The organism is Nonomuraea sp. NPDC049421 (genome assembly GCF_040677005.1).
GTDB lineage: Bacteria > Actinomycetota > Actinomycetes > Streptosporangiales > Streptosporangiaceae > Nonomuraea > Nonomuraea salmonea.
In genome coordinates this window covers 1-18,055 of sequence record NZ_JBFAQA010000008.1, presented here as the reverse complement: position 1 = coordinate 18,055, position 18,055 = coordinate 1, and the positions used below count along the sequence as shown (strand labels likewise).

Genomic DNA, 18,055 nt, shown 5'->3' with positions numbered 1-18,055 from the left:
GACGCGGGCGCCGCCCGCCGGCCCACCGGCCGGCCCTGGCCGGGACTCAGTCGGCTTCGATGCTGCCGTCCACGCGGAGCTTGCGGCGGGCGCGTTCGTAGAACGTGGTGCCCAGCCGGACCACCTTGGCCGCGCCGGGCCAGGCGGTCACGGTGAGGCTGTCGCCGGGGGCCAGGTGCCCCTTCACGGCGCCGTCCACCTCGACGGCCAGCCGTCCGCTGCTCGGCAGCACGTGGAGGCTCACCTCCTCGTCGGCGGGCAGCACCAGGGCCCGGTTGAACGCCGAGTGCGCGGCGGCGGGCACGACCAGCACCGCCTCCACGCGGGGCGAGACGATCGGCCCTCCGGCGGAGAAGCTGTAGGCGGTGGACCCGGTGCTGGTGGCGACGATGACGGCGTCGGCGGAGTAGCGCACGAAGGGGCTGTCGGAGGGGGTGACGGCGATGTTGGCCAGCCCGTGGCCGGGATAGCGGACGAGCGCGATGTCGTTGAACGCCGTCATCTCGGTGCCGTTGACGCTGGTGCGGATGGCCATGCGCGGCTCGATCGTGTACTCGTGCCGGTCGATGGCCGACAACGTCTTCGGCAGCTCGTCCACGTCGATCTCGGCGAGGAAGCCGAGCTTGCCGAGGTTCACGCCGAGGATGGGCGTCGGCCGCCCGGCCAGCAGCCGCATCGTCCGCAGCATGGTGCCGTCGCCGCCCAGCCCGACGAGCAGGTCGGCCTTCTCGACCAGCGCGTCGGTGTCGACGGGCACGGCGGTGCAGTCGATGCGGCCCACCTCCTCGGGCAGGCCGAGCACCGTGGCACCCTTGTCGGCGGCCCACCGCAGGATGGTGTCGATCGCCTTCTTGGAGTCGCGCTGGGGGTGCAGCACCAGCCCGACCGTCCCGACCATGCCCATGCCGCCACCTTACGTGGACCACCGCCATGGGGACGCAACGGGGGATCTTGCCTTCGCGGGTGTCCGGTAGCGTCGTGGCCATGCGGCTTCATGTGGGATGCGCGATGTGGGCGAACGCGCGGTGGCAGGGGCGTTTCGTGCCCGCCCACCTGCCTCAGGCCGAGCGGCTGAAGGCGTACGCGGGATGGTGCGACGCGGTCGAGGGCAACACCACGTTCTACGCCACGCCGGCCCGCGCCACGGTCGAGTCGTGGGCGGCGCAGACCTCGCCCGGCTTCCGTTTCGTCGTCAAGCTGCCCAAGTCCGTCACCCACGAGCACCGGCTGATGGGCGGCGAGGCCGAGCTGCGCGCGTTCCTCGACGCCATGGAGCCGCTGGGGCCGCGTGTGCACGCGTTCTGGGTGCAGGTGCCCGGCTCGTTCGGGCCGTCCGACGTGGGCACGCTCGCGGCCTTCCTGCGCCGGCTGCCGCGCGGCGTGCGCTGCGCCGTGGAGGTCCGCCACCCGGCGTTCTTCACCGACGAGCGGGCCGCCCGCCTGCTCGAACGGATGCTGGACGGCGCGGGCGCCGAGTGGGTGCCGTTCGACACCACGGTCATGTTCGCCGCGCCGCCGTCCAGCGCCGCGGAGCGGGAGGCGTGGGAACGCAAGCCACGCCTCCCCCGCCGTATGCGGGCGCTGACCGCCCACCCGATCGTGCGCTACCTCGGCCGCGACGACGAGGAGCGCACGGTGGCGGGCTGGCGCCCGTGGGTGACGACGGCCGCGGAGTGGCTCCGCGAGGGCCGCTCACCGACGGTGTTCATCCACACCCCCGACAACGCCGACGCACCGGCGCTGGCCCGCCGCTTCCACGACGAGGTACGCGCCCTCGTCCCGGACCTGGCCCCGCTCCCCGACCCGGAGCCGCACGAGCCCCTCACGTTGTTCTGATGCTCAGCGGACCAGGCAGGGCCGTTTCGGGTCGAAGGTCCAGTCCTTCACCAGGTACTGCATGGCCACGGAGTCGTCGCGGGCGCCGAGGCCGTGGCGCAGGTAGCGGTCGTGGGCCTCGGCCAGGGCGTCCCTGTCCAGCTCGACCCCGAGGCCCGGCGTGTCGGGCACCTGGACGGCGCCGTCCGTGATCTGGAACGGCCTGGTGGTGAGGGCCTGGCCGTCCTGCCAGATCCAGTGCGTGTCGAGCGCCGTGATCTCGCCCGGCGCGGCGGCCCCGACGTGGGTGAACATGGCGAGCGAGATGTCGAAGTGGTTGTTGGAGTGCGACCCCCACGTCAGCCCGAAGTCGTGGCAGACCTGCGCGACCCGCACCGAGCCCGCCATCGTCCAGAAGTGCGGGTCGGCCAGCGGGATGTCGACCGCGTCCGAGCGTACGGCGTGGGCCAGTTCCCGCCAGTCCGTGGCGATCATGTTGGTCGCGGTCGGCAGCCCGGTGGCCCGCCGGAACTCGGCCATCGTCTCCCGCCCCGAGAAGCGGCCCTCGGCGCCGCACGGGTCCTCGGCGTAGGCCAGGACGCCTCCGAGGTCCCGGCACAGCCGTACGGCGTCGGCCAGCAGCCAGCCGCCGTTGGGGTCGAGCGTGACGCGGGCCTCGGGGAACCGGCGGGCCAGCGCCCTGACCGCCTCGACCTCCTCCTCGCCGGCCAGCACGCCGCCCTTGAGCTTGAAGTCGGTGAAGCCGTAACGATCCTGGGCGGCCTCGGCCAGCGCGACCACCGCGTCGGGGGTGAGCGCCTCCCGGCGGCGCAGCCGCGACCACCGGTCGTCGCCCTCGTCGCCCACGAGGTACGGCAGGTCCGTCCTGCCGGGGTCGCCGACGTAGAACAGGTAGCCGAGCATCGGCACCCGGTCGCGCTGCCTGCCCTCGCCGAGGAGGTCGGCGACGGGCAGGCCGAGGTACTGGCCGTGCAGGTCGAGCAGGCCCGACTCCAGGCCGGTGACGGCGTGCACGGTGGTGCGCAGGTCGAAGGTCTGCTGCCCGCGCCCGCCCGCGTCGCGGGCGGCGTAACGGCCGGCCACGTCGCGCAGCAGAGCGCGGTAGCGGGCGACCTGCTGCCCGGCGAGCAGGGTGCCGGCCTCCTCGATGGTCCGCCTGATGGCCTCGCCGCCGGGCACCTCGCCGAGCCCGGTACGCCCGTCGGAGTCGGTGACGATGACGACGTTGCGGGTGAAGAACGGCCCGTGGGCGCCGCTGAGGTTGAGGAGCATGCTGTCGTACCCGGCGACCGGGACGACCTCGACGCTCGCGATGGTGGGCGACATCTCGGGAGGATCCCCCTAGCTGATCTTGTTGATGAGCGCGGTCAGCTCGGCGAGCTCGCCCTCGGTGAGGTTCTGCAGCGGCGGGCGCACGGGCCCGGCGGGGCGGCCGACGGCGGTCAGGCCGGCCTTGATGATCGAGACGGCGTAGCCCTTCATGCGGTCGCGGATGTCGAGGTAGGGCAGCACGAACTCGCGGATGCGCCGGTAGACGGCCTCCCGGTCCTGGGCGCGCACGTCGGCGTAGAAGTCGAGCGCGTACTGCGGCACGAAGTTGAAGATGGCCGACGAGTACGTGCTCATGCCGAGCTGCAGCAGCGGCAGCGCGAACGTCTCGGCGGTGGGCAGGCCGCCGATGTAGGCCAGGCGGTCGCCGACGGAGGCGTAGATGCGGGTGAGGTTCTCGATGTCGCCGACGCCGTCCTTGAAGCCGATGAGCGTCTCGTTCCGCTCGACGAGGGCCGCCACGGAGCGGTCGTTGAGCACGGCGTTGGCCCGGCTGTAGACGATCACGCCGAGGTCGGTGGCGGCGCACACGGCGGAGACGTGCTCGACCAGGCCCGCCTGGCCGGCCTCGGTGAGGTAGGGCGGCATCAGCAGCAGGCCGTCGGCGCCGGCCGCGGCGGCGGCCTTGGCCTGGGCGACGGCGCTGGCGGTGCCACCGGTGGCGGGGGCCATCACGGGGAGGCGGCCGTTCACCTCGTCCACGGCGGCGCGCACCACCCGGTCGATCTCCGCGCCGGTCAGCGAGAAGCCCTCACCCGTGCCGCCCGCGGCGAACAGGCCGGCGACGGGGTAGCCGCTCAGCCAGGACAGGTGCTCGCGGTAGCGCGGCTCGTCGAACTCCAGGTCGCCGGTGAAGTGGGTGACGGGGAACGACAGCAAACCGCTCTTGAGCTGGGTGGCGAGCTCCTGCGGGGAGTAACTGGACACGATGAGGCTCCTCGCTTGACATGCGGCCGTGGGGTTTCCCCGCATCGGCTGAAAGGTCTGATGTCCGACAGGCTAAGAAGGAGGAGTGATTCCTGTCCAAGTGCGATTCTGTATCCGGCGATGCCTTAAGAGCATCATGCCTCCAGGTCGGGCAGCAGTTCGAGCACCCGGCCGAGCGCGGGGTTGGTCGAGTTGCGATCCCAGATGACGTGCAGCTCGACGGGTTCGCCGGTGGCCGCGCCGGCGTCGAGCGGGTCTCCGCCGCCGCGTACGAGGTCGCAGAAGGCGATGCCGTCCACGCCGAGCGAGCGCGCGCTCGCGGGCGCCAGCGCCACCCCGCGCCCGGCCGCCACGAGCAGCACGGCGGTGAGGATCTGGTGCACCTGCTGCTCGATGCGGGCGTGGGCGTTGGTGAGGAAGCGCACGGTCAGCTCGTGGAAGTAGCGCGACTGTACGGGGTTGTAACTGATCACCGCGAGCCCGTCGAAGTCGTCGGGGGCGAGCGGCCTGCCGAGCCCGGCCAGCCGGTGCCCGGCGGGCACGACGGCGCACAGCGGCTCGCGGAAGACGACCCGGGAGTCGAGCGTGGCGATGTCGAACGGCGGCCGGGCGAGACCGAGATCGAGCTCGCCGCGCAGCAGGCCGTCCACCTGCCCCGCGGTCACCCGTTCGTGCAGGATGACGTCGATGTCGGGGAGCTGCTCGGCCAGGCGGCGCAGCAGCGGGCCGAGCATGCTGATGGCCGAGACGGCGGTGAACCCGAGCCGCACGGTGCCCGCCGCGCCGCTGGCGATCCTGCGCGCCCGGTCGCCCGCGGTGTCCACCAGCGAGAGCATGCGCCGGGCGTCCTCCAGGAAGCCGCGGCCCGCCTCGGTGAGCACGACGCGGCGGTTGTCACGTTCCAGCAACGTCACGCCGACGGCGCGTTCGAGCTTCTGGATGTGCCTGCTGAGCGGTGGCTGCGTCATGCGCAGGCGGTCGGCCGCGCGGCCGAAGTGCAGCTCTTCCGCGACCGCGACGAAGGCCCTGATCTGATCGAGGGTCAGCATGATGCCAGCAGAGTATCACTCGATACCGAAAAGACGTTGGACAGGCATCAAGCCAGGTCCCTAGTCTCCGGAGAACCAAAACAGCGGAAACCTTGCCGTAACCTGACGCAACTGCATCTCCGCACGAAGCAAGCCACGGGCGGCCCCCCGCCCGGATGAAGGAGAAGTCCATGCCGACATCTCGGACAGCCCCCCGCCGCATCCTCCTGGGTGTCGCCGGTGCCGTCGCCGCGATGGCGCTGACCGCGTGCGGTGGTGTCAAGACGACCTCCTCCGGGGGCGGCGACGGGAAATATCCGTCGGGCAACATCGAGTTCAGCGTCGGCGCCTCCGCCGGCGGCTCCTCCGACCTCATCACCCGCGCGCTCGCCCAGGGCATCGCCAAAGAGCTCGGCGTCTCCGCGCCCGTGATCAACAAGCCGGGCGCCAACGGCGCGCTCGCGGCCAAGGAGCTGCAGGCCGCCAAGCCCGACGGCTACAAGATCGCCGTGCAGAACGCCTCGCTGTTCACGATCACGCCGCTCACGGTGTCGCCCGCCGAGGCCACCAAGATCGACTCGTTCGAGGTCATCACCGGTGTCTCCCGCGACGACTACGTCATGGCCACCAACCCCAAGTCCGGCTTCACGTCCATCGAGGACATGAAGAAGGCAGGCAAGACCATCCGGTACGGCACCACCGGCGTCGGCACCGGAGCCCAGCTCGCCTCCGCGCTGACGTTCAAGACCGCCGGCATCGACGCCACGGCCGTGCCCTTCGACGGCGGCGCCCCCAACCTGACGGCCCTGCTCGGCAACCAGGTGGACGTCTCCACCATGCAGATCGGCGAGGCCATCGAGAACATCAAGGGCGGCAAGCTCGTGCCGCTCGCCGTGTTCTCCAAGGAGCGCATCCCCTACCTGCCCGACGTCAAGACCGCCATCGAGCAGGGCTTCGACGTCCAGGTGACGCAGTACCGCTTCCTGACCGCGCCCAAGGGCACGCCGGAGAACGTCAAGTCCAAGCTGCTCGACGCGGCGAAGAAGACGTTCGCCACACCGGAGTACAAGAAGTTCAACGAGCAGAACTCGCTCACTCCGATGGAGGTCTCCCCGCAGGAGGTCCTCGACGCGCTGCAGAAGGACTCCTCGACGTTCAAGGCGAAGCTCGACGAGTTCGGCATCAGCCTGGCCGGTTGATCCCCCTTCCTGCGAAGGAGTACCCCCATGTCCGTGTCCGACCCGGCGCCGCCACCGGAATCCGACGACGCCGCCGTGCTGCAGGCCGAGGCCGACCGGATCCAGGCCGAGATGGAGGAGGCCAGGCCGCCGCACGCGGGCCCGGCCGCCCAGGTCGGCGCCGCGCTGGTGGCGCTGGTCGTCGGCCTGCTCGGCGCGGCCGGCTCGTACGCGCTCGGCCTCGGCGCGCTGACCCAGCCGGGCCCCGGCCTGTGGCCGTTCGCCATCAGCGTCGTCATCGTCGTGCTGTCGGCGGTGCTCCTCGTCACCGGCCGCGGCCTGCGGGACACCGAGCGGTTCTCCCGCGCGAGCCTGCAGACCGTGGTCGGCCTGGTGACGCTCGTGCTGCTCGCCGCGCTGCTGCCGGTGATCGGGTTCGAGATCCCGTCGGCGCTGCTGATGTTCGTCTGGCTGCGCTGGCTGGGCAAGGAGTCGTGGCGCTCCTCCATCGTGATCAGCATCGGCGCCGTGGCCGCGTTCTACGTGCTCTTCGTGCTGCTGCTGCAGATCCCGCTCCCCCGCCTCATCTGAGGAAGGCCACGAGAAAAGTCACATGGACATCTCCCCGATCCTCAACGGCTTCGGCGTCGTCCTGGAGCCGGCCAACCTGCTCTACTGCCTGGTCGGCGTCATCATCGGCATGCTCATCGGCGTGCTGCCCGGCCTCGGGCCCGGCGCGACGATCGCGATCCTGCTGCCGATCACCTACGGCATCGGGCCGGTCTCGGCGATCATCATGCTGGCGGGCATCTTCTACGGCGCCCAGTACGGCGGCACGATCACCTCGGTCCTTTTGCGCCTGCCCGGCGAGGCGTCCTCGGTCGTGACCGTCTTCGACGGCTTCGCCCTGGCCAAACAGGGCAAGGCGGGCACGGCGCTCGGCATCGCGGCCATCGGCTCGTTCGTCGGCGGCACGATCTCGATCATCGGCCTGACCCTCGTCGCGCCGATCGTGGCCGGCTTCGCCCTCGACTTCGGGCCGCCCGAGTACGCCGCGCTCGGCATCCTCGGCGTGCTGCTGATCTCCTCGATCGGCAACGGCAACAAGCTCAAGGCCATCATCGCCGCCTGCGTCGGCCTGCTGATCGCGACCGTGGGCCGCGACACGTTCACCGGCGCGGAGCGCTTCACCTTCGGCAGCCTCAACCTGGCCGAGGGCATCGACTTCATCCCGATCGCCATGGGCCTGTTCGGGCTCAGCGAGATCCTCTACAACCTGGAGGAGCGGCACAACAAGGTGCACTCCCCCGCCAAGGTCGGCAACGTCTGGCCGTCGCGCCGCGACCTCAGCCAGTCCAAGGGCGCGATCGGGCGGGGCTCGCTGGTCGGGTTCGTGCTGGGCGTGCTGCCCGGCGGCGGGGCCGTGCTGTCGTCGCTGGCGGCGTACGCGCTGGAGAAGCGGCGCGCCAAGCAGCCCGAGCGCTTCGGCCGCGGCGCGGTGGAGGGCGTGGCCGCGCCCGAGACCGCCAACAACGCCGCCGCCACCTCCTCGTTCATCCCGCTGCTGACGCTCGGCATCCCCGCCAACGCCACGATGGCGCTGATCTTCGGCGCGCTGCTCATCCAGGGCATCCAGCCGGGCCCGCAGCTCGTCACCGAGCACCCCGACGTGTTCTGGGGCGTCATCAACTCGATGTACATCGGCAACATCCTGCTGCTGATCATGAGCATCCCCATGGTCGGGGTGTTCGTCAGGATCCTGCGGGTGCGCCCGGCCATCCTGGCCCCGATCACGGTGCTGATCACGCTGCTCGGCGCCTACACCGTGCGCAACCAGGTCTACGACATCTTCCTGGTGATCGCGTTCGGCGTGCTGGGCTACCTGATGAAGAAGTTCGGCTTCGAGCCGGGGCCGCTGGTGCTGGCGTTCGTGCTGGGCACGATGATCGAGAGCTCGGCGCGTCAGGGGCTGCTCATCTTCGGCGGCAACCCGGCGGGCTTCCTCACCCGCCCCATTTCTGGGACGGTGTTCGCCATCGTGGTGATCGTGGCCGCCTGGCCGCTGATCCGCAGAGCCGTGCGCCACAGACCGGCGCAGGACGCCGATCGTGCCGAGGAGAGGATCTGATGACCGTCACCGCCGGCCGGGTCAGCCGGGTCGTCGTCACGCCCGTCGCCTTCCGCGACCCGCCCCTGCTCAACGTGGTGGGCGTGCACCAGCCGTACGTGCTGCGCGCGATCGTCCAGGTGCACACCGACGAGGGACTGGTCGGGCTCGGCGAGACGTACGCCGACGAGGCGCATCTCGGCCGCCTGGAGGCGGTGGCCGCGGCCCTGCCCGGCGCGGACGTCTTCGACCTGCACGCCCTGCGCCGCGTCGTCACCGAGACGCTCGGCGCCTCGACCGGCGGTGCGGGGGCCAGCTTCGGCGGCATGCTGGAGGTCTCCAGCGCCGTGGACACCGTGGTGTCGCCGTTCGAGGTGGCGCTGCTCGACCTCCAGGGCAGGGCGCTCGGCCGGCCGGTGAGCGACCTGCTGGGCGGCGCCGTACGCGACCGGGTGCCGTACTCGGCGTACCTGTTCTACAAATGGGCCGGGCACCCAGGCCACGACGAGGACACGTGGGGCGAGGGCCGCACGCCCGAGCAGCTGGTCGCCCAGGCGCGCCGGATGGTCGACGAGTACGGCTTCACCGCCGTCAAGCTCAAGGGCGGCGTGTACGAGCCCCGCCACGAGGCCGAGACCGTCGAGGCGCTGGCCGCCGCCTTCCCCGGCCACGCGCTGCGCATCGACCCCAACGGCGCCTGGACCGTCGGCACCTCGATCGAGGTGGCCGGCCGCCTGTCCGGCGTGCTGGAGTACCTCGAGGACCCGACGCCCGGCATCGACGGCATGGCCGAGGTCGCGAAGCACACCGAGCTGCCGCTGGCCACGAACATGTGCGTGATCGCCTTCGAGCACCTCAAGCCGGCCGTGGCCGCCGACGCCGTGCAGGTCGTGCTCTCCGACCATCACCTGTGGGGCGGGCTGCGCCGCTCGGCGCTGCTCGGGGGCATCTGCGAGACGTTCGGCATGGGGCTGTCGATGCACTCCAACTCGCATCTCGGGGTCAGCCTGGCCGCGATGACGCACCTGGCCGCCGCCACGCCCAACCTCACCTACGCCTGCGACACCCACTACCCGTGGAAGACCGAGGAGGTCGTCAAGCCGGGCGTGCTGGAGTTCCGCGACGGCGGCGTGGCCGTGCCGCGCGGCCCCGGCCTCGGGGTCGAGCTGGACGAGGACGCGCTGGCCGCGCTGCACGAGCAGTATCTGCGCTGCGGGCAGCGCGGGCGCGAGGACACCGCGTACATGCGCTCGATCGTCCCCGGTTTCACCCCGAACACCGCCCGCTGGTAGCCCTTTCAGGGAGCTTGCAGGCGGGCGCGGCTGTTGGACAGGTGCAGCCGCATCGCCGCCCGCGCCGCCGCCGCGTCCCTGTCGGCGACGGCGCGGTAGACGTTCTCGTGCTCCAGCGTCACCCGCGTGAGGTGGGTGGCGTCGGAGACCGTGTAGACGTGTTCGAGCCGGGTGCGCGGCAGCATGATCATCATGGGGCCGAGCGAGGCCAGCAGGTCGGAGTAGAACCGGTTGCCCGAGGCCAGCGCCACCTTCATGTGGAAGGCGAAGTCGGCCTCGACGGCGTGTCCCGGCTGCTCGCCCGACCGTCCGAGGTCGATCAGGGCCCGCTCGATGGCTTTGAGCTGCAGGTCCGTACGCCGCTCCGCCGCCAGCCCGGCCGCCTCCGTCTCGACGCCGATGCGGAAGTCGATCATGTCGAGGACGTCGCGGTGGGTGCGCACCTGCGCCGCCTCCACCGAGAACGCCGTGGGCGGCGGCAGCGCCAGCACGAACGAGCCCCGCCCCTGGAACGTCTCCACCAGCCCGGCCGCCTGCAGCCGCGAGACGGCCTCGCGCACCACCGTGCGGCTGACCCCGAACTCCTTGATCAGCGACGACTCGGTGGGCAGCTTGTCGCCCGGCCTGATCTCGCCGGCCAGGATGCGGGCGCGGAGCCGCTCGACCAGCTCGTGCGCCAGCCCGCGCCCGCCGTCTCGCCCTATCCGGCGCGCCGCCTTACGGCCGGTCGGCGTGGCGTCGCTCTGGCCGCCCGGCGTGGCGTCCCTCTGGTCGCTCGGCACGGCGGACAATCTACCGGCCGGTGCCGTGGAACTCGACGTCGTCGAGCAGCCAGTCGCGGGCCCGCCCGGCGAGACTCAGCCCCAGCCCTGGACGGTCGGGCACGGCCATCCGCCCGCCCTCGATGCGCATCCGCTCCTCGAACAGCGGCGCCAGCCACTCGATGTGCTCCACCCACGACTCGCGCGGGAACGCGGCGGCCAGGTGCACGTGGATCTCCATCACGAAGTGCGGCGCGACCTGCGTGTGCGCGTGGTCGGCCAGCGCGGCGACCTTGAGGTAGGGAGTGATGCCGCCGACGCGCGGCACGTCGGGCTGGATGACGTCGACGGCCCCGATGAGCCGTACATGCTCGGCCACGCTGGAGAGCATCTCGCCGGTCGCGATCGGCGTGTCCAGCGCCGCGGCCAGCTGCGCGTGCCCCTCGGCGTCGTACGCGTCCAGCGGCTCCTCGATCCACACCAGCCCGAAGTCCTCCACCGCCCGCCCGAACCGCAGCGCTGAAGGCCGGTCCCACTGCTGGTTGGCGTCCACCATCAGCGGCACCCCGTCCCCGAGGTGCTGCCTGACCGCCGCCAGCCGCCGCAGATCCTCCTTCATGTCCGGCTGCCCGACCTTGATCTTGATCCCGCCGATCCCGCCGGCCAGGGACTGCGCGGCCCGCTCCTTGACCTCGTCCAGTGGCGCCTGGAGGTAACCGCCCGAGGTGTTGTACGCCCGCACCGAGTCCCGGTAGGACCCCAGGAGCTTCGCCAGCGGCAGCCCGGCCCGCCGCGCCTTGACGTCCCACAGGGCCACGTCCACGGCCGCCAGCGCCTGCGTGGCCACGCCCGAACGGCCCACGGACGCGCCCGCCCACAGCAGCGTGTCGTACACCTTGCCGATGCCGGACGGGTCCTGCCCCAGCAGGCTCTCCCCCACCTCCCTGACGTGCGCGAACTGCGCCGGGGTGCCCGCCCTGGTCGTGTAGGAGAAGCCGAGCCCCAGCAGGCCGTCCCTGGTGCCGATCTCGCAGGTCAGCACGTCGATCTGGGACAGCGGCCACTGCCGTCCCGTGGCCACCTTGGCGTCGCTGACCGGAGCCGCGAGCGGCACCGCGTACCGGGCGAACCGGACGTACGCGATCGTGTCGCCCACGCGGGTCACGCCTTCCCGAACTCGACGCTGTCCGTCACCCACGCGCGGCACTGCTCGCTCAGCGTGAACCCGAGCCCGGGGCGGTCCGGCACGATCATGCGCCCGTCGCGCGTCTCCAGGCGCTCGTTGAACAGCGGGTTCAGCCACTCGAAGTGCTCCACCCACGGCTCGCGCGGGTAGGCGGCGGCCAGGTGGAGGTGGATCTCCATGGCGAAGTGCGGCGCGAGCTGCAGCCCCGCGTGGTCGGCGAGAGTGGCCAGGCGCAGGAAGGAGGTAATGCCGCCGACGCGGGGCGCGTCGGGCTGGATGACGTCGGCGGCGCGGGCCTCGATGAGCCGTACGTGCTCGGCCACGCTGGAGAGCATCTCGCCGGTCGCGATCGGCGTGTCCAGCGCCGCGGCCAGCTGCGCGTGCCCTTCCGCGTCGTACGCGTCCAGCGGCTCCTCGATCCACACCAGCCCGAAGTCCTCCACCGCCCGCCCGAACCGCAGCGCTGAAGGCCGGTCCCACTGCTGGTTGGCGTCCACCATCAGCGGCACCCCGTCCCCGAGGTGCTCCCTGACCGCCGCCAGCCGCCGCAGATCCTCCTTCATGTCCGGCTGCCCGACCTTGATCTTGATCCCGCCGATGCCGCCGGCCAGGGACTGCGCGGCCCGCTGCTTCACCTCCTCGATCGGCGCGTGCAGGAAGCCGCCCGAGGTGTTGTACGCCCGCACCGAGTCCCGGTAGGACCCCAGGAGCTTCGCCAGCGGCAGCCCGGCCCGCCGCGCCTTCAGGTCCCACAGGGCCACGTCGATGGCGGCCAGCGCCTGCGTGGCCACGCCCGAGCGGCCCACGGACGCGCCCGCCCACAGCAGCGTGTCGTACACCTTGCCGATGTCGGACGGGTCCTGCCCGATGAGGTTCTCGCCCACCTCCTTGGCGTGCGCGTACTGCGCGGGGCCCCCGGCGCGCTTGGAGTAGCCGAACCCGGTGCCGGAGTGCCCGTCCTCCGTCGCGATCTCGGCGAACAGGAACACGATCTCCGTCATCGGCTTCTGCCGCCCGGTGAGCACCTTGGCGTCGCTGACGGGCACGTCCAGGGGGAGCGTGACGGAGGAGAGCGTGACGTGGCGGATGCTGTCGGCCATGAGGAACCTCGCGGGGGTCAGGGTGGGGCTGGCGTACGCAAGTCATCGTACAAATCTGATATTCATCCGACAACTGGCCATCCGCGGCCACGCGATGGACACACGAGCGCCCGCCACGGATCCTGAACCTGACCACGACCGTGATCGGGGACCCCGCCTCCGGGGCCACCCGCGCCTCGAGTACCGGGAGATCCGCATGAGAACCCGCCCCTGGGCCCGCCGCACCGCCGCCTCGGCCGCCACGCTGGCCGCCGTCCTCGCCCTCACCACCGCCCCGGCCCAGGCCGCCGACCCCTCGGACTGCGCCCAGGCCGCCACGGTCGTCCGCACCCCGCAGGTCATGGTGCTGGCCGACGGCGAATCCGGCACGAAACGCCCGCTCTGAACCCGATCGGCGCATCAATCCACCGAGATCTCCATCGAAGCCGGGACGATGCGAATCGACGGTTACGATGGCCGCCGCCTCGCACGTGACGTTTCGCGGCGGCCAAGCTCAATCGAGGACCACGACCATCTTGCCGCCGGCCTGGTTGGCCTCCATCACCCGATGCGCCTCGGGGACCTCGTCGAAGCGGAACACGCGCGACGGCTCGACCTTGAGCCGGCCCGCCGCCACCTGGTCGGCGATCTGTTGCAGGGGGACGTCGGAGAGTGGAAAGCCGGGAGTGCCGAAGACGAAGCTGGCGAAGAAGGTGAGGTAGACACCGCTCGCCATCTGCGCCAGCGGATTGAAGTCGGCGATGGGATCAAGCCCGCCCAGCCAACCGGCCAGGCAGGCACGGCCGCCGCGCCGCAGCATCGCCAGGGAGTCCAGGATGGTGCTGTTGCCCACCAGGTCGAGTACCGCGTCGAGCTGCCTGGCCTCGCCGATGCGCCGGCACAGTTCGGGCTCCTCCCGTTCGGCGCGCCGCGCGCCGAGTTCCTCCAGCATGGCGAAACGTTCCGGGTTGCGGCTGGTGGCGATGACCTGGGCGCCGGCGTTGACTGCCAGCTTGAGTGCGGCCTGACCGAAAGAGGAGGTCGCCCCACGAACGAGCAGCGACTGCCCCTCAGCGATCTCCAGGTTGCGGAACAGGCAGGTCCACGCCGTCGCGTAGGTCTCCGGGATGGCCGCGAGCACCTCCCACGGCAGATCGGACTCGATCAGCGCCACGTTGGAGGCCGGCGCCCGGGTGTACTCGGCGTAGCTGCCGTTGATGGTGCGCCCGAGACCGCCCATCAACGCCGCGACCTTGGCGCCCACCGGAAACTCACCGCCGGGGCACGCCTTGACCAGTCCGACGCACTCGATGCCGCTCACTTTCGCGGCCTCGGCCCACTCGCCCCGGCGCATATGCATCTCGGCATGATTGACACCGAACCCCTTGATCTCGATGACGACCTGACCGGCGACGGGCTCGGGGTCGGGCAGGTCGGTGTAGATCAGGCAGTCAGGACCGCCGAATCTCTCGATGACGATGGCGCGCATCACGACTCCCCACGGCATACGGCGTCCCGCGCCCCCGGCGGCACCGCCACAGCGGCGTGGGCACCGCACAAGGTGATCCCCATTCCCGGGGACATCGGAAGGATGCTGCCCCCTCACCCCACGTTCATGCTCTGACCAGTGCGTTCAGCACATGGAGGAAGCACACGAGGGTCGAGTGGAGGCATCACGCACGCCGCCGGCCTCTCGGCTCCTGCGCCTCTACAAGCCGTACTCCGTCTGCAGGCTGAGCCAGATCTCGCTGACAGTGGGGAAGACGGGGACCGCGTGCCGGAGCTGATCGAGGGACGCCTCACAGGTCACCGCGATGGTGGCCGAGTGAAGCAGGTCGACCACCGAAGGGCCGACGAAGGTGGCGCCCAGCAGGACGCGGCGTTCCTCGTCAACGACCAGTTTCGCCCGGCCCTGATAGTCGTCGGCGCGCAGCCTCGCACCGATCACGGCGGCCAGGTCGTACTCGACCGTGCGCACCGTGAACCCGGCCGCGCGAGCCCGGGCCTCGGTGAGTCCCACCGCGCACACTTGCGGGTCCGTGAAGATGACCTGGGGCGCCCCCCGCTCGTCAGCGACATCGCCTTCCAGCCCGCCGGACCGAGCGGTGATCACATCGGCGCAGACGCGGGCCTGGTACTTACCCATGTGAGTGAGCAGGTTGCGCCCGTTGACGTCGCCGACCGCGTACAGCCAGCCGTCCGGGACCGCAGTCGCCCGCATACGCGCGTCCACGATGATCGGCCCGTCAGCATCGACACCGACGGTCTCCAGCCCGAGATCGTCTACGGCCAGCCGGCGCCCGGCGGCGACGAGGATCTCATCGGCGTCGATCCGCTCACCGGCATCAGTGTGCACACTCACCGGACCCTTCGGGATGGGCCGTTCAACCCGGACCGCAGTATGCCGGAAGCGTACGTCGATACCGAGGCCGGCGAACGACTTGGCCACCAGATCCCCGGCGAACGGCTCAGTCTGCGCCAGCAGTCGATCTCCGCGGACGAGCATGGTGACCTCACGGGCGCCGAGGGCATGCAGGGCCTGGGCCATCTCGCAGGCGACCGGCCCGGCGCCGATGACCACGAGCCGCTCGGGCACCTGCCGCGCGCTGGTGGCCTCCTGGTTCGTCCACGGGCGCGCCTCACGCAACCCTGGGATGCCGGGGATGGCGGGGGTGCTGCCGGTGGCCAGGACGACGGCTTCGCGGGCCCGCAGGGAGATAGTGCCACCGTCCGGCGTCCGCACCGCGACCTCCGAGGGCCCGGACAGCCGGCCACGGCCCCGCACGAACATCGCGGGGAGATCGTTCAGCCCGCTCACGTAGCCACTGTCGTCGAAATGCGATACGAACTCCTCCCGGCGGTCCAGCACCGCGGCGGCGTCGATCGGACCGCCGAGTTCGAGGCCCGGCATCCGGCTGACGTCGGCCGCGATCTCCATCGGCCACAGCATGGCCTTGCTCGGGACGCATCCGTAGTAGTTGCACTCGCCGCCCACCAGGCGTTCCTCGACGACGGCCACCGTCGGACCGGCGCGGGCGACGCGTTCGGCCACGGTCGTTCCGACCGGGCCCGCGCCTACGACGACCACGTCGAAGACTTCGTTCTCATGCACCACGAAGGGCTCCTATCCTGTACTTGCGTGAGGGGCCGCGAGGATGACGAGCCCCACGTCACGGCGGTGGAACGCGGCTCGCGACGTGAGCCGGCAGGAACCGTCCCGAGCCAGGCGACGCGGCACTGCTCGCCGCACCATGCGGCCAGTGGCCACCGGGCAGGAACCCATCGATCTAAACACGCCCGACACCACGAACGACGCCGACATGCTCCACGATGGCTAAAGGAGCTGCAGATCATCGGCCCTGCCGGCCGCCCAAGGAAACTGTCGGCCACCCAAGGAGAGAGGCCGGCCGATCCGGAGTCACTCCAAGATCGCCTGACCTTCTACAACCGACGGGACGACAGGATTTGAACCTGCGACCCCTTGACCCCCCAGGCACATCACGACGGGGCGGGATAACGGCCGAAACCCGCCCCCACCTGGTACGACCGTCCCGTACGATCCCCTCAGATCCTTGGTCGTCCGGGCCGGTTGTCACTCAGTTAGTCACCCAGAATCTGGCCGGTTGGCTGGGCCTGCTGCCATACGTCTCGGCCGTTGCTCCACAGCTCAGAGGCATGGTAGGCGAACCGGTCGAACAGGCCGTCATCCTGATACCGCCGCAGGTGCAACATAGGCGAGTCGTGCCCGACCAGCCTGGCCAGGTGGGGCGTGACAAGCATCTCCGAGTCGAACCGGAACACGCTCATGGCGATGTGCTCGTCGCCGAACCGGGCTTCTACGCCCGGAACGTCTCGTAGCTGTTCGGCCTCTGACAACGTAATCCGGATGCGCGTGGAGACGGTCAGCGGAACGTTCTCCACCTCCTCACGCCGCCGGGTGACCTCGCTCTCCGGGTCACCGACGAGGAACCGGACCTTGCAGCCCTGCTGGGCCTTTCGTTTGAGCACCTTCGCGAGGTTGGGGTGTTCCAGCCACAGGAAGTAGTTCGTGTAACCGGCGAAGACGATTTCGTTGCGCGCCGAATTGATGAGATTGCGCCAGATTGATTTCGGACATGCAGAGCGATAGGGATAAACGGTCAAGACTTCCTTGTCCGGCCCGGTTTTCACCGTATTGCGGATTGCTTCTGGCCATAGCACGGCGATCTCAACTCCTAGTGCCTCTGCGGCGGCCCATTGGTGTCGCATGTGCGGAACGCGCGTTTCGTCTTGCAGCCAGCGTTCCACCGTCTTGACGTCCACGCCACATCGGTCGGCCAAGCTCTGGTTCGTGACCTGGGCGTTCAGCATGGCTCTGCGTAGGGGGACATTGGCCACGGTACACCTCGCGCTGAGGACGTCAGGGACGTCTGGAGCGTAACGCCATAACGTCCTGGACGTCTTGGTAACGCGGTGGGTTTGTCACGCGCAGGTAAGCACGCTGATCCCATGTCAACCCCGGTAATTCTCGAAGACCTCCAAGCGGCATTTCCCGGTTGGTGCATTTGGCGTAGTTCCGCCGGTCGTATCTGGGCCACCCGGAACGGTCGTCGTCTATCTCAGCGCGAAATAGATCACGGCCTGGCACAGACGATCGACGCGGACGACATCGCCCAGCTCGCCGAGCAGTTGAAGGAGCAGGAAGCAGGAGAGCAGGCGCTATGAGCACCCCCTCCACCAGAGTCGGTTGTCGCGCCGAGATCACAGGGATGCTCCACAGCCCGGCGTCTACACGAGCGTGGGCTTCCTTCCTCCTCGGACGCATCGGGACCGTGATAGCCGTGCTGCGTAACGGCACTCTGGCCTTGCTCGCGCTGGACGGAGATGGGCACGAGATGCCGGGAGGAGTGAAGCGCTGGCCGATCCACTTGGACGACCTGCTGATCCACGATGACGAGGCGCGACCCGTCACGCGATCGGACGGCTACCGCCTCGGCCTGTCCGGTCAGCAGAAGGCAGTTGTACAGCACGCGGTGCAGACCGACCGGAAGGTGAGCCTGTGCGGGGAGACGGTGCGCCCGTTACCGACGCTGGGGTGGTGCCTGCCTTTCCTGCCCACCGCCGCACGAGCCTGCCCGATCTGCGTGCGACTGGTCGCACCTGGAGCCAAGGGAGGCATGCCTCTTCTTCCGCCACGGTGACCGTGTTGCGGTCCAGTCCCCCTGCCTGCCACCTCGTACGCCGTCGACTCACCGCGCAGCGGCAGCGGGCCGGGGACGGAGCGTCAAGCCCGGCTTCGCGTGTACGTTCGCCGGTCGCCGTTCCTCGGCCATGTGTTGCCCTGCGGTCAGAG

At 70.4% G+C, this 18,055-nt stretch carries 18 protein-coding genes; 8 read left to right on the top strand and 10 right to left on the bottom strand.

What is annotated here, in order from left to right:
• Positions 1-46 precede the first annotated feature (46 nt).
• Positions 47-904 carry an NAD(+)/NADH kinase gene (locus AB0K18_RS15600; RefSeq protein ID WP_364914681.1) on the bottom strand — a complete coding sequence of 286 codons (858 nt, stop codon included), beginning with the start codon at positions 902-904 and terminating at the stop codon, positions 47-49.
• 80 nt (positions 905-984) lie between these two features.
• Between AB0K18_RS15600 and AB0K18_RS15595 the strand changes: the two genes are divergently transcribed.
• The gene (locus AB0K18_RS15595; RefSeq protein WP_364914680.1) at positions 985-1,836 is read left to right on the top strand and encodes a DUF72 domain-containing protein; all 852 of its coding nucleotides are present in this window, start codon (positions 985-987) and stop codon (positions 1,834-1,836) included.
• Between the two features lie 3 nt (positions 1,837-1,839).
• Here the strand turns inward: AB0K18_RS15595 and AB0K18_RS15590 are convergent, their stop codons facing one another.
• From AB0K18_RS15590 to AB0K18_RS15580, 3 genes are all read right to left on the bottom strand, one after another.
• Complete coding sequence (locus tag AB0K18_RS15590) at positions 1,840-3,162, bottom strand: enolase C-terminal domain-like protein (protein ID WP_364914679.1); 1,323 nt, start codon at positions 3,160-3,162, stop codon at positions 1,840-1,842.
• A 15-nt stretch (positions 3,163-3,177) separates the two neighbouring features.
• Positions 3,178-4,092 (bottom strand): 5-dehydro-4-deoxyglucarate dehydratase, encoded by a 915-nt coding sequence (gene kdgD / locus AB0K18_RS15585; protein ID WP_364914678.1) that lies wholly within the window; start codon positions 4,090-4,092, stop codon positions 3,178-3,180.
• A gap of 134 nt (positions 4,093-4,226) precedes the next feature.
• On the bottom strand, positions 4,227-5,141 hold the full coding sequence (locus AB0K18_RS15580) for a LysR family transcriptional regulator (protein ID WP_364914677.1): 915 nt from the start codon (positions 5,139-5,141) through the stop codon (positions 4,227-4,229).
• A gap of 170 nt (positions 5,142-5,311) precedes the next feature.
• Here AB0K18_RS15580 and AB0K18_RS15575 point away from each other — a divergent pair, with 170 nt between their 5' ends.
• The 4 genes from AB0K18_RS15575 to AB0K18_RS15560 are packed head-to-tail and all read left to right on the top strand — an operon-like array spanning position 5,312 to position 9,697.
• Positions 5,312-6,319 carry a tripartite tricarboxylate transporter substrate binding protein gene (locus AB0K18_RS15575; protein WP_364914676.1) on the top strand — a complete coding sequence of 336 codons (1,008 nt, stop codon included), beginning with the start codon at positions 5,312-5,314 and terminating at the stop codon, positions 6,317-6,319.
• Between the two features lie 27 nt (positions 6,320-6,346).
• A complete protein-coding gene (locus AB0K18_RS15570) occupies positions 6,347-6,889 on the top strand; it encodes a tripartite tricarboxylate transporter TctB family protein (protein ID WP_364914675.1) in 543 nt (180 codons plus the stop codon).
• 22 nt (positions 6,890-6,911) lie between these two features.
• The gene (locus AB0K18_RS15565; RefSeq protein ID WP_364914674.1) at positions 6,912-8,426 is read left to right on the top strand and encodes a tripartite tricarboxylate transporter permease; all 1,515 of its coding nucleotides are present in this window, start codon (positions 6,912-6,914) and stop codon (positions 8,424-8,426) included.
• A complete protein-coding gene (locus AB0K18_RS15560) occupies positions 8,426-9,697 on the top strand; it encodes a glucarate dehydratase family protein (RefSeq protein ID WP_364914673.1) in 1,272 nt (423 codons plus the stop codon). Before AB0K18_RS15565 ends, AB0K18_RS15560 begins: the two co-directional genes overlap by 1 nt.
• Before the next feature lie 5 nt (positions 9,698-9,702).
• On the opposite strand, the gene AB0K18_RS15555 is transcribed toward AB0K18_RS15560, so the two are convergent.
• Genes AB0K18_RS15555 through AB0K18_RS15545 form a run of 3 tightly spaced genes read right to left on the bottom strand, consistent with a single transcriptional unit; the run spans position 9,703 to position 12,744 of the window.
• Entirely contained in the window at positions 9,703-10,479 is a 777-nt protein-coding gene (locus AB0K18_RS15555; RefSeq protein WP_364914672.1) for a FadR/GntR family transcriptional regulator, read from the bottom strand.
• 10 nt (positions 10,480-10,489) lie between these two features.
• On the bottom strand, positions 10,490-11,614 hold the full coding sequence (locus tag AB0K18_RS15550; protein WP_364914671.1) for a mandelate racemase/muconate lactonizing enzyme family protein: 1,125 nt from the start codon (positions 11,612-11,614) through the stop codon (positions 10,490-10,492).
• Between the two features lie 5 nt (positions 11,615-11,619).
• Positions 11,620-12,744 carry a mandelate racemase/muconate lactonizing enzyme family protein gene (locus AB0K18_RS15545; protein ID WP_364914670.1) on the bottom strand — a complete coding sequence of 375 codons (1,125 nt, stop codon included), beginning with the start codon at positions 12,742-12,744 and terminating at the stop codon, positions 11,620-11,622.
• 196 nt (positions 12,745-12,940) lie between these two features.
• On the opposite strand from AB0K18_RS15545, the gene AB0K18_RS15540 reads away from it, so the two are divergent.
• Complete coding sequence (locus tag AB0K18_RS15540; RefSeq protein WP_364914669.1) at positions 12,941-13,129, top strand: hypothetical protein; 189 nt, start codon at positions 12,941-12,943, stop codon at positions 13,127-13,129.
• 108 nt (positions 13,130-13,237) lie between these two features.
• Here AB0K18_RS15540 and AB0K18_RS15535 read toward each other — a convergent pair whose 3' ends face one another.
• From AB0K18_RS15535 to AB0K18_RS15525, 3 genes are all read right to left on the bottom strand, one after another.
• Entirely contained in the window at positions 13,238-14,212 is a 975-nt protein-coding gene (locus AB0K18_RS15535; RefSeq protein WP_364914668.1) for a zinc-binding alcohol dehydrogenase family protein, read from the bottom strand.
• A 219-nt stretch (positions 14,213-14,431) separates the two neighbouring features.
• Entirely contained in the window at positions 14,432-15,838 is a 1,407-nt protein-coding gene (locus AB0K18_RS15530; RefSeq protein ID WP_364914667.1) for an NAD(P)/FAD-dependent oxidoreductase, read from the bottom strand.
• A gap of 485 nt (positions 15,839-16,323) precedes the next feature.
• Positions 16,324-17,025, bottom strand: coding sequence for a hypothetical protein (locus AB0K18_RS15525; protein ID WP_364914666.1), 702 nt, complete (start codon positions 17,023-17,025; stop codon positions 16,324-16,326).
• 186 nt (positions 17,026-17,211) lie between these two features.
• On the opposite strand from AB0K18_RS15525, the gene AB0K18_RS15520 reads away from it, so the two are divergent.
• Positions 17,212-17,427, top strand: a complete 216-nt coding sequence (locus tag AB0K18_RS15520; protein WP_345401826.1) for a hypothetical protein — start codon at positions 17,212-17,214, stop codon at positions 17,425-17,427.
• Positions 17,428-17,543: 116 nt separating this feature from the next.
• Positions 17,544-17,903, top strand: coding sequence for a hypothetical protein (locus tag AB0K18_RS15515; protein WP_364914665.1), 360 nt, complete (start codon positions 17,544-17,546; stop codon positions 17,901-17,903).
• Positions 17,904-18,055: the final 152 nt, after the last annotated feature.

Excerpts from the sequence above, each read along its gene's own strand:
- AB0K18_RS15580 (WP_364914677.1), bottom strand. The coding sequence starts at position 5,141 with ATGCTGACCCTCGATCAGATCAGGGCCTTCGTCGCGGTCGCGGAAGAG.
- AB0K18_RS15570 (WP_364914675.1), top strand. The coding sequence starts at position 6,347 with ATGTCCGTGTCCGACCCGGCGCCGCCACCGGAATCCGACGACGCCGCC.
- AB0K18_RS15595 (WP_364914680.1), top strand. The coding sequence starts at position 985 with ATGCGGCTTCATGTGGGATGCGCGATGTGGGCGAACGCGCGGTGGCAG.
- AB0K18_RS15590 (WP_364914679.1), bottom strand. The coding sequence starts at position 3,162 with ATGTCGCCCACCATCGCGAGCGTCGAGGTCGTCCCGGTCGCCGGGTAC.
- AB0K18_RS15540 (WP_364914669.1), top strand. The coding sequence starts at position 12,941 with ATGAGAACCCGCCCCTGGGCCCGCCGCACCGCCGCCTCGGCCGCCACG.
- AB0K18_RS15545 (WP_364914670.1), bottom strand. The coding sequence starts at position 12,744 with ATGGCCGACAGCATCCGCCACGTCACGCTCTCCTCCGTCACGCTCCCC.
- AB0K18_RS15560 (WP_364914673.1), top strand. The coding sequence starts at position 8,426 with ATGACCGTCACCGCCGGCCGGGTCAGCCGGGTCGTCGTCACGCCCGTC.
- AB0K18_RS15520 (WP_345401826.1), top strand. The coding sequence starts at position 17,212 with ATGTCAACCCCGGTAATTCTCGAAGACCTCCAAGCGGCATTTCCCGGT.
- AB0K18_RS15600 (WP_364914681.1), bottom strand. The coding sequence starts at position 904 with ATGGGCATGGTCGGGACGGTCGGGCTGGTGCTGCACCCCCAGCGCGAC.
- AB0K18_RS15535 (WP_364914668.1), bottom strand. The coding sequence starts at position 14,212 with ATGCGCGCCATCGTCATCGAGAGATTCGGCGGTCCTGACTGCCTGATC.
- AB0K18_RS15565 (WP_364914674.1), top strand. The coding sequence starts at position 6,912 with ATGGACATCTCCCCGATCCTCAACGGCTTCGGCGTCGTCCTGGAGCCG.
- AB0K18_RS15575 (WP_364914676.1), top strand. The coding sequence starts at position 5,312 with ATGCCGACATCTCGGACAGCCCCCCGCCGCATCCTCCTGGGTGTCGCC.